Genomic DNA, 14,657 nt, shown 5'->3' on the forward strand with positions numbered 1-14,657 from the left:
CATGGGAAAAAGTTACACGCTAGACACTTGGCATGGAAATTTTTGTGAATATGCTGCTCCGCAGTATCCGGTGTCACGGAAGTCACGTGATGCCGCGGATCTGCAAGAGGAGAGCAATGCCCAGATCACACGCCCCGGCTGCCAAGCTCATGCTGGCCAGCGGCATCGCAGCGACGGTTCTCATGACGACGACCGCCTGTTCGGGTGGCGCCGGCGGAACCGGTGTCGGCCCCAACGGCGAGGCGCTGGTGTTCGGCATCGGCGCGGACCCCACCCAACTGCTGCCTTGGACGGCAACTGCCGTGCAGTCCAACCAGGTTCTTGGGCAGGTCTACAGCTCTCTGCTGGACGAGGACTCTCGCCTCGCGCCGGCCGCCGGCCTGGCCGACCTGCCCGCGGTCTCCGACGACGGACTCACCTATACCTTCACGCTGAAGCCGAACGTGACCTTCTCGGACGGATCGGCGCTGGATTCCGCGGACGTCAAGTACAGCCTCGAAAAGATCCTCGACCCGGACACCAAGGCGGTCGCGCGTACCTCCCTGGCGGACATCAAGGCCGTCACCGCGCCGGACGCCGGTCATGTCGTCATCAAGCTGAGCAAGCCCAACTCCTCGATCCTGTCCGCCCTGAGCGGTGTGAACAGCTCGATCCTGCCGTCGGACAAGTCTCTGAGTGCCCTCAAGACCAAGCCCGTCGGCACCGGCCCGTACTCTTTCAAGAGCCGCACCGCCAACCAGTCGGTCGTGCTTGAGCGCAACGACACCTACTTCCGCGGACGCCCCGGGCTGAGCACCCTTGAGTTCCGCGTCATCGAGGACAAAAGCGCCATGGCCTCCGCGCTGCGCTCCGGAACCGTCGACATGGCGATCTTCGACGACTCCGTCACCGCCAAGACGGCCACGTCCAGCTCGGTGAAGGTCACCGATGTCGACCAGCTCGACTACCACGCGCTCCAACTGCGCGCCGACGCCGCCGTCTTCAAGGACACCGACGTGCGTCTCGCCGTCCAGTGCGCCATCGACCGGGAGCAGGTCGTCAAGACCGCTGCCCTCGGCCAGGGCAAGGTCGTCGGCCCGATCACCTCCCCCGCCTACGCCTCCTCGCCGGACGCCCGTCCCTGCCCCGACCATGACCTCGCCGCCGCCAAGAAGCACCTCTCCGCAGCCGGCAAGTCCAAGGTGTCCTTCACCGCGATCGTCCCGCAGGGCCTGTACTCCAGCGCCGCCGACGAGGCCCAGAACATCCAGGCCCAGCTCGCCGAGGCCGGCATCACGATGAAGATCGAGACCCTGGACTCCAGCGCCTACGTCGACCGCTGGCTGGCCGGCGACTTCGACGCCGCCATCGCCCTCAACGGCACCGGCAGCGACCCGGCCACCTCGTACACCCGCTACTTCACCTCGGACGGCAACTTCAACAAGCTGGCCGGCTACCGTTCCGCCGGCCTCGACAAGCTGTTCGCCCAGGGCATCGAGACCTCCGACATCGCCGCACGCAAGGAGATCTACGGCAAGATCGCCAAGGAGTTGGAGGACAACGCGGTCTGGATCTGGCTCTACAGCGGCCGCAGCTACATCGCCACGAACACCCGGGTGACCGGCTTCGAAGCGATCACCGACGCCGGTCTGCAGAGCCTTTGGAAGACGAAGGTTTCCTGATGCGGACCCTGTCCTATCTCGCCGGTCACCCCGTCCTGCGCAGGGTCGGGGAGGCCGTCCTGACCCTGCTGGGCGTCTCGGTCCTGACGTTCGTCCTGCTGCGGGTGCTGCCCGGTGACCAGATCACCGCCTCCTACGGCATCGACGCCGGTGAGCTCACCCCGGAACAGATCGCCCAGCTGCAGGCCTACTACGGGGTGGACAAGCCCCTGGTGGAACAGTTCTTCTCGTGGCTCGGCGGTGTCCTCACCGGCAACCTCGGTGTCTCCTCGAACGCGGGACAGAGCGTCGCGGACCTGACATCGCAGGCCCTGCCCGTCACCGCGGAGCTGGCCGTCCTGGCGATTCTGCTGGCCCTCCTGATCGGCGTGCCCGCCGGCCTCCTCGCCGCCTCCCGTCCCGGCGCCCTGCGCGACACCACCGCGCAGACCTTCAGCCTGCTTTCGCTGTCCGCGCCGGTGTTCCTCACCAGCACGGTGCTGGCCACCGTGCTGGCCAACAGCTTCGGCTGGAACCCCAACGGACTGAAATACGCGCGGCTCGCCGAGGACCCGCTGCTCAACCTCCAGCAGATGCTGCTGCCGGCCCTGGTCCTGGGGGTGAGCATCGCCTCGCCGATCATGCAGACCACCCGGACCGCGATCCTCGACATCCGCGGCGAGGACTTCATCCGCACCGCACGAGCCAAAGGCGTACCCGAACGCCTGCTCCAGACCCGGCACGTGCTGCGCAACGCCCTGATCCCCATCGTGACGATGAGCGGCCTCCAGTTCGGGTTCCTGCTGGGTGGAGCCGTCGTCGTGGAACAGATCTTCTCCCTGCCGGGGATCGGCCGCCAGGTCCTCATCGGCATGGGACAGAAGGAGTACTCCGTGGTACAGAGCACGGTGCTGGTCATCGCCGTTCTGTTTGTGCTGGTCAACCTGCTGACCGACCTCGTCTACCGGCTGGTCGACCCCAGGGTGTGGTCGCGATGACGACGGCCACGCTCGCTCCCGCCCCCGTGGAGGAGACGGCCAAGCGCGAGCACGTGTTCAAAACGCTGCTGCGCAATCGGTCCAGCCTGATCGGTGGCGTCCTCACCCTGATCGTCCTGCTCACCGCCGGCGTGGGCGTGCTCGGTCTGCTCCCCCACGACCCGACCACCCAGGACGTCGCCGCGGCCCTCCAGAGCCCCAGCGGCTCCCACTGGCTCGGCACCGACCAGTTCGGGCGCGACGTGTTCGCCCGGGTCGCCTCGGGCCTGGGCAGCTCGCTGCTGGTCGCGAGCGTCTCGGTCGCCATCTCCGGCGTCCTCGGCATCATGCTCGGCGTCCTCGCCGGCTTCTTCGGCGGGGTGACCGACCGGATCATCGGCGTGGTGACGAACATCCTGTTCGCCTTCCCGTCGCTGCTCCTGGCGCTCGCCCTGGCCGCCACGCTCGACCGGAGCTGGCAGACCGTGTCCCTGGCCATCGCCGTGGTCTACCTGCCGATCTTCATCCGCGTTGCCCGCGGCCCGGTGCTCACCCTGCGCTCCGCCGACTACGTGACCGCCGCCGCGGCCCTCGGACAGCGCAGGACGGCCACCCTCTTCCAGCACATCCTGCCGAACATCCGAAGCATCATCCTCGTCCAGGTGGCCCTCACCATGTCCTGGGCGATCCTCACCGAAGCAGCGCTGAGCTTCCTCGGCTTCGGCACCCCGCCCCCCGCAGCGTCACTGGGAGTCATGGTCTACGACGCCCGCGCGCTGAGCAGCATCGCGCCCTGGCTCCTGGCCGGCCCCGGTCTCGCCCTGGTCGTCATCGTCCTCGGTCTCAACATGCTCAGCGCCGGCCTCCGTGACGTCCTCGACCCCCGCTCCGGAGACCGCCGATGAGCTCCGCCGAACCGGACTCCACCACCCTCGACTCCCTGCTCACCGAGCGCATGGACGGCATCGGCGTCATGCTCGACGCCCTGCCCACCAGCGACCTCGTCCACCTGATGAACGACGGCGACGCGGAGATCGCGGGAGCCGTGCGCAGGCAGTCCGCCGCCATCACGGCCGTCATCGACGCGGCCTGCCCCCGCATGGCCGGAGGAGGACGCCTCGTATACGTCGGTGCGGGCACTTCCGGACGCCTCGGCATCCTCGACGCCTCCGAGATCCCGCCCACCTTCGGCGTGCCCCCCGGCCGGGTCGTCGGCGTCATCGCGGGCGGCTCGCGCGCCATCACCGACGCCGTCGAAGCGGCCGAGGACAACGCCGAACAGGGCCGCGCCGACATCGACGCCCTCGGCGTCGGCCCCTTCGACACCGTCGTCGGCATCGCCTCCAGCGGCCGTACGCCCTATGTCCTGGGAGCCGTCGAACGTGCCGCCGAGCACGGCTGCCTGACCGTGGGCCTCTCCTGCAACGCGGGCGCCCCGCTCTCCGCAGTCGTGGAACACCCGCTGGAGGTCGTCATCGGCCAGGAGATCGTGCGCGGGTCCACCCGGCTGCGCGCGGGCACCGCCACCAAGATGGTGCTCAACATGATCTCCACGCTCGCCATGGTCCGCCTCGGCAAGACCTACGGCAGCCTCATGGTCGACGTACAGGCCACCAACGAGAAGCTGCGCCACCGCGCAGTCCGGATTGTTGTCACCGCCACCGGCACCGACGAAGACACCGCCCATCGGGCCCTGGCCGAGGCCGACTGGAAGGCGAAGACCGCCATCGCCATGATCGCCCTCGACTGCGACCCGGGCACCGCGAACGCAGCGCTGACCGCCGCCGCCGGCCGGCTCGGCGCCATCCTGGAGGACCACTGATGCGTGTACTGGGCATGATCTCCGGCACCTCCCACGACGGCATCGACGTGGCCGTCGTGGACTTCCGGCAGGACGGCACCACCCTGCACGGAACCGTCACCCACCACGACACCGTGCCCTACTCGGAGCAGCTCCGCGCCGACCTCGTCGACGCTCTGCCCCCCGGCCGGGTGACTGCGGCCGACATCTGCGCCCTGGACACCCGGATCGGCCAGGCCTTCGCCGACGCCGCCCGCACGGCGCTCGCCGCAGCCCCGGCCGACGTGGTGTGCACCCACGGCCAGACCGTCTACCACTGGGTGGAAGGCACCACCGCGCTGGGCACCCTCCAGCTCGGACAGCCCGCCTGGATCGCCGAGGCCACCGGGCTGCCGGTCGTCTCCGACCTGCGCAGCGCCGACATCGCCGCCGGCGGCCAGGGCGCCCCCCTGGTCCCGGCCCTCGACCGCATGCTCCTGGCCGCCGAGACCGAGCGCGGCCTGGCCGCCGGCGCCCTGAACCTCGGCGGCATCTCCAACATCACGGTGCTCGCACCCGGCGCCGAGCCCGTCGCCTGGGACATCGGCCCGGCCAACGCCCTCATCGACGCGGCCGTCGCGGCCGACCCCGCGCATCCCGACAGCTTCGACCGCGACGGCCTCCTCGCCGCCTCCGGCCGGATCGACCACCCCCTCCTCGCGGCCCTGCTCGACGAGCCGTACTACGACCTCGCACCCCCCAAGAGCTCCGGCAAGGAGATCTTCCACGCCGGGTACGTCGACGAGGTGCTGCGCCGCACCGGCGCCCGCCCCGCCCTGAACGACCTGGTCGCCACCCTGACCGAGCTGACCGTCGAGACGGTCGCCCGCACGGTCGAGGAGGCCGGGCTCGACGTCCTCTACGCGTCCGGCGGGGGAGTGCGCAACCCGGTCCTCCTCAAAGGGATCACGGACCGGCTGCCGCAGATCCGCTTCCACACCACGGACGCCCTCGCCGCCCCCTCCGACGCCAAGGAGGCCATCGCCTTCGCGCTGCTCGGCTGGAAGACGCTGCACGGCCTGCCCGGCAACGTCCCCAGCTGCACCGGCGCCGACGCCGAACGCGTCCTGGGCCGCCTCACGCCCGGCACCGCGCCCCTGACCCTCCCGGCCACCCCGGCGGTACGGCCCCGCATCCTGGTCCTGGGAGGGGCCGGCGCATGAGGCAGTACCTCACCTCCGTCGCCGAGGGGATCCGCCGCAGCGGCGGTGCGGGCGAGGGCCCGCCCGCCGGGGTGTGCCTCGGTGTGCTCACCCCCGCCACCGACACCGTCCTGGCCGCCGCCGGGTGGGCCGCGCTCCCCACCAAAACCGCCCCCGGCGAGCGCCTGACCACCTCGGCCCTCTTCGACCTGGCCTCGGTCAGCAAGATCGCGGGCACCACCGCCCTGGCCATGCGACTGACGGCGGCAGGGCTGCTCGACCTCGACGAGCCCGTCCACCGCCACCTCACCGGATTCCGGGGCGGCGACAAAGATCTCGTCACGGCCGCCGACCTGCTCGCCCATCGCGGAGGCCTCACGCCATGGTGGCCGCTGTACTGCGCCGCCACCAACCGTGAGCAGGCCCTCGACCTCGCCGAGGGCCTGCCGCTGCGCCACCCCCGAGGCGAGCGGCGCCTCTACTCCGACGTCGGCTTCCAGCTCCTGGGCCGTCTCATCGAGCGCATCACCGGGACCGGTATCGCCGAGGCCTACCAAAAGTGGGTGGCCGCGCCCCTCGGCCTGACCCGCACCGGCTACGGGCCCGTCGATCCCACCCGGGCGGTGGTCTGCGCCGACGGCGACCAGATCGAGTACGCCATGATCGCCGATGGCGTCCCCTATCCCGTGCCCTTCACCCCGGCCGACTTCACCGGCTGGCGCACCACGGCGGTCCGTGGCCACGCTGCCGACGGCAATACCCACCATGCCCTCGGTGGCACGGCCGGCCACGCCGGGCTCTTCGCCCCGGTCGAGGAGATGCTCCGGCTGGGGGCCGCGCTCGCCCGGGACGAGGAGTTCGTGCCGGCCGCCGTGCGGGCCCGGTTCACCGCCGCCGCCTCGCCCGACGACCCCTCCCAGGGCCTGGGCTTCCGCCGGTTCGAACTGACCACCCCGAAAGGCCCGGTCCCCATGATCGGCCACGACGGATTCACCGGCACCCACCTCTCCGCCGCGACCGACCGTTCCCTGGTCGTCGCGATGGCCGCCACCCGGCTGCACGGCGCCACCGGCGCCCGCGCCGACCTCCTCTCCGTCGCGGACCTGGCCCACGACGCCCGCCAGGGCATCGTCCAGGCCCTCGACCTGGAGGCCGCGCTCCCCGCACCGTCCCGGTCCGCCGGCTTCGGCACCACCCCGCAGGCTCAGGAGTCACCATGAAAGCCACCCATGCCGCCCCGACCGCGGGCATCGACAACGCAGGCACCAACCCCAAGCTCCGCATCCGCGACCTCTCCGTGGTCTTCCGCACCGCGGGCGGCGACTTCACCGCCGTCGACGGGGTCGACCTCGACCTCGCGGCAGGCGAGACCGTCGCCGTGGTCGGCGCCTCGGGGTCGGGCAAGTCCACCCTGGCCGCCTGCGTCAACCGGCTGCTGGCGGAGAACGGACGGATCGCGGGCGGCACCATACACCTGGAAGACTTCGACATCACCGCAGCCTCCGACCGGGCCATGCGGCAGGTGCGCGGAGCCCGCGTCGGCATGGTGCCGCAGGACCCGATGACCAACCTCAACCCGGTCCTCAGCGTCGGCGCGCAGATCGTCGAGGCGCTCGAAGTGCACGGCCGGGCCCAGGGCGAGGCCGCTCGCAAGGAAGCCACCCAGCTCCTCGAAAGGGTCGGCATCACCGACGCCGCGGCCCGCTTCAAGCAGTACCCGCACGAATTCTCCGGCGGCATGCGCCAGCGCGTGCTCATCGCCATGGCCCTCGCCTGCCGCCCCGACGTCCTCATCGCCGACGAACCCACCTCGGCCCTCGACGTCACCGTGCAGCGCGTCGTGCTCGACCAGATGGCCGCCCTGACCCGCGAACTCGGTACCGCCGTCCTTCTCATCACCCACGACCTGGCCATGGCCGCCGAGCGTGCCGACCGCATCGTCGTCATGCACAACGGCCGCCTCGTCGAGAGCGGCCCGTCCACGACCGTCATCGCCGACCCGCAGGACCCCTACACCAAGCGGCTCCTCGCGGCGGCCCCCGGCATGGCCCGCCCCAAGATCGAGCCGGTGCCCGCCGACCCGGACCGTCAGGAGCTCCCGCCGGTGCTGGAACTGCGCGACATCACCAAGGAGTTCAGGCTCCGCGGCCGACGCGAGCCCTTGCGCGCCGTGGACGGCGTCAGCCTCAGTGTTCAGGCCGGGCGCACCGTGGCCATCGTCGGCGAGTCCGGATCCGGCAAGTCCACCACCGCCCGCATCGCGCTGCGCCTGGAGGAGTCCGACACCGGCGAGGCCCGCTTCGACGGCTCGGACATCACCCGCCTCAAGGGCCGCCGCCTGCTGCCCTTCCGCAACGCCGTCCAGCCGGTCTTCCAGAACCCCTACGCCTCGCTCGACCCCCGCCACACCATCAAGCGGATCGTTGCCGAACCGCTGCGTGTGCACGGCATCGGCGACCGCCGCGCCGACCACCGGGCACGGGTGGTCGAACTCCTCGACCAGGTCGCCCTGCCCGCCTCCGTGGCCGACCGCTACCCCCACGAACTCTCCGGCGGCCAGCGACAGCGCGTCGCCATCGCCCGCGCCCTCGCGCTCAAGCCCCGTCTGATCGTCATGGACGAGGCGGTCTCCGCGCTGGACGTGCTCGTACAGGAGCAGATCCTGGACCTGATGGTCGACCTCCAGCGCGAACTGGGCCTCGGCTACCTGTTCATCAGCCACGACCTCGACGTGGTCCGCCTCGTCTCCCACCACGTCCTGGTGATGCGCAAGGGCCGTGTCGTCGAGGAAGGCACCCCGGAAGCCATCTTCGACCACCCCACCCACCCGTACACCCGCGAACTCATCGACGCCATCCCCGGAAAGAGCATGCCCGTGTGACCGCATCCCGCGTCCTGGCCGTCCCCAACTCGCCGACCAGCAGCCTCGCACGGCTGCTGCCTCGGCTCCGGGGGGCTGAGGGTCGTGGAGACGGACAGTGTCGACGCCCAGCCGGCCGGCCCGTACCCGCACATCATGGCCTTGGCCCTGATGACCGCTTCGATCTTGTCCTTGGTGGTCAGCAGCGATTCTGTGCCGACCAGCCGGGCTTCTTCGAGGCCGAGGAAACGATCGTCACGCATCGGAGGAAGACGCCCGTGGGCCAGGCCGGTTCGCGTCACAGTGACGGTTCCTACGAGCTGGTGCGTGATCGCGGTGGAGACTCAGGGAGTCTGGGCTGGGGTTTGTGTCAGCCGGTGGTGTTGCGGTCGGAGACGAGGTCGAAGGACTCAAGGTCAGCCTCGCCGGCGCCGAGGACAAGATCGCCCAGATCGAAGCCCAGCAAGAGAAAAGCAGTCCCCCGTCCTCCTGGGCATACCCCGCCTCTCCCAACTCACCGCTCGCGCCAGCGAAGCCACCAAGTAGCCGCCACTGGAGCTTCAGGCGCCCTTGCTCAAGGGCGCCCCGGTCGCCGGATCAACTCTTCAGGTACCCTCCCTGCCGCCTTCACCTGCTGGAAGAAGCTTGCTCAAATCATTGTTCGGGACACGGTCCTGTTGACTCATCGCGGTGACGAGGGTGGAGGAGATGTGGGCCAGGTCGGGGTCTGCAGCGATGAAGAACGTTTCGACTCCGGCCAGTTCGTGGTTCATGCGGGCCATCGGCATTTCGTAGTCCAGGTCGGAAACACCGCGGACTCCGCGGATGACGACGTCGATTCCGACTCGGCGGCAGTAGTCGACCAGCAGACCGTCGGTGTGGGAGTCGACCGTGACGTTACTCAAGTCAGTTGCTGCCGCGCGGAGCCGGTCCAGCCGTTCCGTGATGGAGAAGCGGCCGGTCTTGTTCGAATTGAACATCACGCACACGACGACCTCGTCGAACAGGAGGGCAGCGCGCCGAAGTACGTCCTGGTGCCCTTGAGTGACCGGGTCGAAGGATCCTGGGAAGAGGGCTCGCATGATCGGAAAGAGTAACAAGCGGCCGGCCCCGACGCCGCCCCGCCATCGTGCCCGGTGACTGCGGCTACGACCACGACAAGTACCGCCGCCCGGTCCGGGACCTCGGTGTGGAACCGCTCGTCGCCCGCCGGGGCACCGAGCACGGATCCGGGCTCGGCAGCCAACGCTGGGTCGTGGAAAGCGCCTTCGCCCGCCTGCGCTGGTTCCGCCGCCTGCGCATCCGCCGGGAGATCCGCGACGACATCCACGAAGCGTTTCTGAGCCCGGGGTGCGCACTCATCCGCTGGCGCCGCCTTTCACGGCCGACTCGGGACACTCCTGCCCAGTAGCCATTCCCGGACGCTCGGGGAACTGTCCAGGAGTCGGCCGACCTCCATGCCCTCGTCCCGTGAGGTCACCCTCGGCAGCGGGGCGAAGTCATCGGGCACAACGTCCAACAGGCTCAGCACGCGGTCTCCCGCACGCAGAGTGATCAACAGCTCGCACCGCAGGTGAGGTGGAACGTCCGGGCGGTGGGACAGGCTGTGCCACAACACCGGCCACAGGTAGTGGGTGCCCTCAGTCGCCGCATTGGCTCGCACACACGCCGGCTCCAACCGCTGGCTCAAACCGAGGTCCCACGCCCGCTCCTCCAGCCTGAACAGCGAGGCCGCATCGAGGGCCTTCAACTCCCGGGGCACCGGCCGGCGGCGGCCTCTCCGTCACCCGGCGCCGGCCCGAGCGGCAGGACGGGCAGGCGTGGTGCCAGACCGTCGTCACGAGCGCCGTCATCTGCCGGCGCACCACATACAGGGGCTGGCCGTCGACGAGCCGCGCAAGGCCGGTCGTGAAGTGGACGCCGAGGTGCCGGCGCACGTCTCCCCGGCCCGCAGTTCGTCCGTCACGCACCCGCACAACCGTCGTCCCACGGGATTGCCGCCTGCCATGCGTGCGGTGAGCTCGGGGGCCACCACACCGGACAACGGGTGAATGGACACTTACCGCCTCGGGAACACGGGAGTGGGTCAAATCGCCCAGTGTTCCGAACTGCTGACCACCCTGTCCCGGAGCTTCAAGACCCCCGGCAAAGCCCATCGGGACCGTTGACACCGTGAAACAGCCCGAGTAGCGTCACTGATCACCGGCTGATAATACGTATTATCAGCGATGGGTTCAGTAGCCTCCGGAGGAGTTCCCCGTGCCAAGGATCACGCAGCGTGACATCGCCCGCCTCGCAGGCGTAAGCCAGGCGGTGGTCTCGCTCGTGCTGAACAACAGGACCGACGCGACGACCCGCATCGCCCCCGAGACCCGGCAGCGCGTCCTCGACGTGATCCGGGAGACCGGGTACGCGGCCGACCCGGTGGCCCGTCGAATGGTGCGTCAGCACAACCAGATCCTCGGCGTATTCACCTACGAATCGGTGTTCCCGAGCACCAGTGCCGACTTCTACTACCCGTTCCTGCGTGGCATCGAGGAGTGCGCCGAGCAGCTCAGGTGCGACCTGCTGCTGTTCACCAGCGCTCCGGTCACCGACGGGCGGCGCAAGGTGTTCCACGAGAACAACCGGCTGCGGATCGCCGACGGCTGCCTCCTGCTCGGCCGGGACATACCGCACGACGAGCTGGCCCGGCTGAATCGCGAGAACTACCCGTTCGTGGCAGTCGGCCGACGCGACGACGCGGGGGGCCCGGTGCCCTGCGTGGGCGCGGACTACGTCGCCGCCACCCGGAAGCTGGTCGAGCGGGCCCGGCAGCTCGGGCACCGGGAGTTCGCCTACGTCGGGGCGGGGGAGGGAGCGGAGTCCGCCGAGGACCGGATGAACGGGTTCCGCGCCGGTACTCAAGGGAGCGGCCGGCACGAGCGGACAGCCGGCCGGTCCGCGGGGGAGATCCTGGACGCGCTGCTCGCCGCCGGGGTGACCACCGCCGTGGTCGAGGGCCACGACGACGGGGTCGCGCTGATCCGGGCGGCCCGGGAGCGCGGCGTCGACGTGCCCGGTGCCCTGTCGGTCGTGGTGACCGGCGTACCGGCCGAGTCGGCGGACCCCGACATCGCGTGCACCGGCTTCCGCATTCCGCGCCGGGAGATGGGCTGGCAGTCGGTGGAACTCCTCGCCGCCTTGCTGGAGGACGAGCCAACCACCACGCTCCAGCGGCTTCTGCCGTGCCACTTCGTCGAGGGGCAGACCCTCGGCGAACCGAGAAAGGACCGTTCTTGACTGAGATACGCAGCGATGTGCTGGTGGTCGGCGGAGGGCTGGGCGGCGTCGCCGCGGCACTCGCCGCGGCCCGCGCCGGCCGGACCGTGGTGCTGACCGAGGAGTTCGACTGGCTCGGCGGGCAGCTCACCAGCCAGGCAGTGCCGCCGGACGAGCATTCCTGGGTGGAGCAGTTCGGCGTCACGGCCGGCTACCGGGCCCTGCGCGACGGCATTCGCGACTACTACCGCCGGCACTACCCGCTCACCGAACGGGCCAGGGCCCGCCTCGACCTGAACCCTGGCGGGGGCTGGGTGAGCAAGCTCTGCCACGAACCGCGGGTTGCGATGGCGGTCATCTCGGCGATGCTCGCGCCCCACCGCGCCGGCGGGCGGCTCACCGTCCTCCAGCCGTACCGGCCGACCGCCGCCGAGACCGACGGCGACCGGGTGACCGCGGTGACCCTGACCCACCGCGACACCGGCGAGAGGGTCCACGCCACAGCCGCCTACGTGCTGGACGCCACCGAGACCGGCGAGCTGCTGCCGCTCACCGGCACCGAGTACGTCACCGGCTTCGAGTCCGCCGCCGATACCGGCGAGCCGAGCGCCCCGCAGGTCGCCCAGCCACTGAACATGCAGGCCGTATCGGTGTGTTTCGCGATGGACCACGTCGACGGCGACCACACCATCGACAAGCCCGCGGACTACGACTTCTGGCGGTCCTACCAGCCCGACGTCTGGGGTGGGCGGCTGTTGTCCTGGGGGTACCCGCACCCCAGGACGCTGGAGCGCGTCGAGCACGACTTCAGCCCCAACCCCGGCGACGACCCGCTGGCGGTCACCGCCGACCAGCGGGTCAATCCTGGCAACGCCAACCTGTGGACATTCCGTCGGATCGCCGCCCGAGGCACCTTCACCGACGGCGCCTACCCCAGCGACATCACCCTGGTCAACTGGCCGATGATCGACTACTTGGAGGGCCCGGTCCTCGACGTCCCCGACGCCGCCGACCACCTGCGCCGGGCCAGGGAGCTGAGCTTCGCCTTCCTGTACTGGATGCAGACCGAGGCGCCCCGCCCGGACGGCGGCACCGGATTCCCGGGGCTGCGGCTGCGCGGCGACATCACCGGGGGCACCGACGGCCTGGCCCAGGCCCCGTACATCCGCGAGGCGCGCCGGATCAGGGCCGACTACACCGTCGTCGAGCAGGACCTCTCGCTCGCCGTCCGCGGGGAGCGGGGCGCCGTGCGGTACCCGGACACCGTCGGCCTCGGCATGTACCGGATCGACCTGCACCCCTCGACGGGCGGCGACAACTACATCGACGTCGGCTGCAGCCCGTTCGAGATCCCGCTGGGCGCACTTCTCCCGCAGAGGGTCGAGAACCTCCTGCCCGCCGGCAAGAACATCGGCACCACCCACATCACCAACGGCGCCTACCGGGTCCACCCGGTCGAATGGAACATCGGGGAGGCCGCCGGCGCGCTCGCCGCCTTCTGCCTCACTCACGGCACCCGCCCCCGCGCGGTCCGGGAGACCCCCGAGCTGCTCTCGGCCTTCCAGGACCAGCTCACCGCGGCCGGCGTCGAGCTGCGCTGGCCCGACATCACGGGCTACTAGGCCTCCATGCACCACCGAGGGAGAACACCATGTTGATACGAAGAGGGCTGGCCACGGTCGCCGCTGCGATGTCCGCAACGCTCGTCCTGGCCGCGTGCAGTGGAGACGGCTCGGGGGACGACAGCGGTCCGGTGACCCTGCGGATGACGGTCTGGACATCCAACAAGCCGCACCTGAAGCTCTTCGACGAGATCGCCGCCGCGTACAAGAAGAACCACCCCGAGATCAAGGACATCAAGTTCGACCCGCTGCCGTTCGACACCTACAGCACGGCGCTCACCACCCAGATGACCGGCGGCAACGCCCCCGACCTCGCGTGGGTCTTCGAGACGGACGCGGCCGACTTCGTCAGCTCCGGGGCCCTGGTCCCGCTCGACGACACCCTGAAGCAGACCAGCGGTTACCAGTACGACGACCTGCTCCCGAGCACCACCAAGCTCTGGAAGAGCGACGACAAGCTGTACGCGTACCCGTTCTCCACCTCGCCGTTCGGTGTCTTCGTCAACCGCGACCTGCTGAAGAAGGCCGGCCAGAAGACGCCGGACCAGCTCATCGAGGCGGGCAAGTGGGACTGGCCGACCGTGCTCGCCGAGGGCTCCGAGGTGCACCGCTCCACCGGCAAGGCCGGCATGGTGATCCGTGACTTCGAGTACAAGGACTGGAGCAACCTGGCCACCTTCTGGGGCGGCTGGAAGGCCGAGCCCTGGAGTGCCGACGGCAAGACCTGCACCTTCAACAGCAAGCCGATGGTCGACGCGATGACCGCCCTGCACAAGGGGATCTTCGAGGACAAGGCGATGCCGGGCCCCGGCGAGTCCGCCGACTTCTTCACCGGCGACGCGGCGATGACCGTCACCCAGATCAGCCGGGCGTCGCTGCTGGAGGGTGCCAAGTTCCAATGGGACCTGGTGCCGCTGCCGGCCGGGCCGAGCGGCGACTACTCGGTGATCGGCCAGGCAGGCATCGGCGTGGTCAAGCAGGGCGGCCACACCAAGGAGGCCAAGGACTTCCTCGCCTATTTCACCAACCCGCAGAACTCCGCCAAGCTCGCCGCCTACTTCCCGCCTCCCCGGGCTTCCCAGCTCACCGCGGAGAACCTGGCCAAGACCAACCCGCTGCTGAAGAACGACCAGCTCGACAGCGTGGTGGTCAGCGGCGTCAAGAAGGGTGTGGTCAAGCCGGGCCATGCCGGCCAGGCCGAACTCGCCCAGCGGGTCCGCGCCGGACTGGACCCGCTGTGGAAGCCGAACGCCGACGTCAAGGGCGTTCTCGGCGACCTGTGCGGAAACATCTCCCAGCTGCTGGAGAAGTGACC

General features: G+C 70.0%; 11 protein-coding genes and 1 pseudogene. 11 read left to right on the forward strand and 1 reads right to left on the reverse strand.

Annotation, left to right across the window (positions count from 1 at the left end):
• The first annotated feature begins 116 nt into the window (after positions 1 to 116).
• Genes ACWCXX_RS31885 through ACWCXX_RS31915 form a run of 7 tightly spaced genes read left to right on the forward strand, consistent with a single transcriptional unit; the run spans position 117 to position 8,480 of the window.
• A complete protein-coding gene (locus ACWCXX_RS31885; RefSeq protein WP_451133333.1) occupies positions 117 to 1,661 on the forward strand; it encodes an ABC transporter substrate-binding protein in 1,545 nt (514 codons plus the stop codon).
• A complete protein-coding gene (locus ACWCXX_RS31890) occupies positions 1,661 to 2,638 on the forward strand; it encodes an ABC transporter permease (RefSeq protein WP_389002213.1) in 978 nt (325 codons plus the stop codon). Before ACWCXX_RS31885 ends, ACWCXX_RS31890 begins: the two co-directional genes overlap by 1 nt.
• Positions 2,635 to 3,522 carry an ABC transporter permease gene (locus ACWCXX_RS31895; RefSeq protein WP_451133336.1) on the forward strand — a complete coding sequence of 296 codons (888 nt, stop codon included), beginning with the start codon at positions 2,635 to 2,637 and terminating at the stop codon, positions 3,520 to 3,522. Before ACWCXX_RS31890 ends, ACWCXX_RS31895 begins: the two co-directional genes overlap by 4 nt.
• Positions 3,519 to 4,439, forward strand: a complete 921-nt coding sequence (murQ, locus tag ACWCXX_RS31900) for an N-acetylmuramic acid 6-phosphate etherase (RefSeq protein ID WP_451133338.1) — start codon at positions 3,519 to 3,521, stop codon at positions 4,437 to 4,439. The genes ACWCXX_RS31895 and murQ overlap by 4 nt, the downstream gene beginning before the upstream one ends.
• On the forward strand, positions 4,439 to 5,620 hold the full coding sequence (locus ACWCXX_RS31905) for an anhydro-N-acetylmuramic acid kinase (RefSeq protein ID WP_451133340.1): 1,182 nt from the start codon (positions 4,439 to 4,441) through the stop codon (positions 5,618 to 5,620). Before murQ ends, ACWCXX_RS31905 begins: the two co-directional genes overlap by 1 nt.
• Positions 5,617 to 6,819, forward strand: a complete 1,203-nt coding sequence (locus tag ACWCXX_RS31910; RefSeq protein ID WP_451133342.1) for a serine hydrolase domain-containing protein — start codon at positions 5,617 to 5,619, stop codon at positions 6,817 to 6,819. The genes ACWCXX_RS31905 and ACWCXX_RS31910 overlap by 4 nt, the downstream gene beginning before the upstream one ends.
• The gene (locus ACWCXX_RS31915) at positions 6,816 to 8,480 is read left to right on the forward strand and encodes an ABC transporter ATP-binding protein (protein WP_451133344.1); all 1,665 of its coding nucleotides are present in this window, start codon (positions 6,816 to 6,818) and stop codon (positions 8,478 to 8,480) included. The genes ACWCXX_RS31910 and ACWCXX_RS31915 overlap by 4 nt, the downstream gene beginning before the upstream one ends.
• 584 nt (positions 8,481 to 9,064) lie before the next feature.
• On the opposite strand, the gene coaD is transcribed toward ACWCXX_RS31915, so the two are convergent.
• Entirely contained in the window at positions 9,065 to 9,541 is a 477-nt protein-coding gene (gene coaD / locus ACWCXX_RS31920; protein ID WP_451133346.1) for a pantetheine-phosphate adenylyltransferase, read from the reverse strand.
• 20 nt (positions 9,542 to 9,561) lie between these two features.
• Here coaD and ACWCXX_RS31925 point away from each other — a divergent pair.
• The 4 genes and pseudogenes from ACWCXX_RS31925 to ACWCXX_RS31940 all read left to right on the forward strand — a co-directional run.
• Positions 9,562 to 9,870 (forward strand): annotated as a pseudogene (locus tag ACWCXX_RS31925) (IS5/IS1182 family transposase); the annotation flags it as partial.
• A gap of 848 nt (positions 9,871 to 10,718) precedes the next feature.
• Positions 10,719 to 11,741, forward strand: a complete 1,023-nt coding sequence (locus ACWCXX_RS31930) for a LacI family DNA-binding transcriptional regulator (RefSeq protein ID WP_451133348.1) — start codon at positions 10,719 to 10,721, stop codon at positions 11,739 to 11,741.
• Between the two features lie 5 nt (positions 11,742 to 11,746).
• Positions 11,747 to 13,342 (forward strand): FAD-dependent oxidoreductase, encoded by a 1,596-nt coding sequence (locus ACWCXX_RS31935; RefSeq protein ID WP_451133370.1) that lies wholly within the window; start codon positions 11,747 to 11,749, stop codon positions 13,340 to 13,342.
• Positions 13,343 to 13,371: 29 nt separating this feature from the next.
• A complete protein-coding gene (locus tag ACWCXX_RS31940) occupies positions 13,372 to 14,655 on the forward strand; it encodes an ABC transporter substrate-binding protein (RefSeq protein ID WP_451133350.1) in 1,284 nt (427 codons plus the stop codon).
• Positions 14,656 to 14,657: the final 2 nt, after the last annotated feature.

This window comes from Streptomyces sp. NPDC001732 (assembly GCF_053596315.1).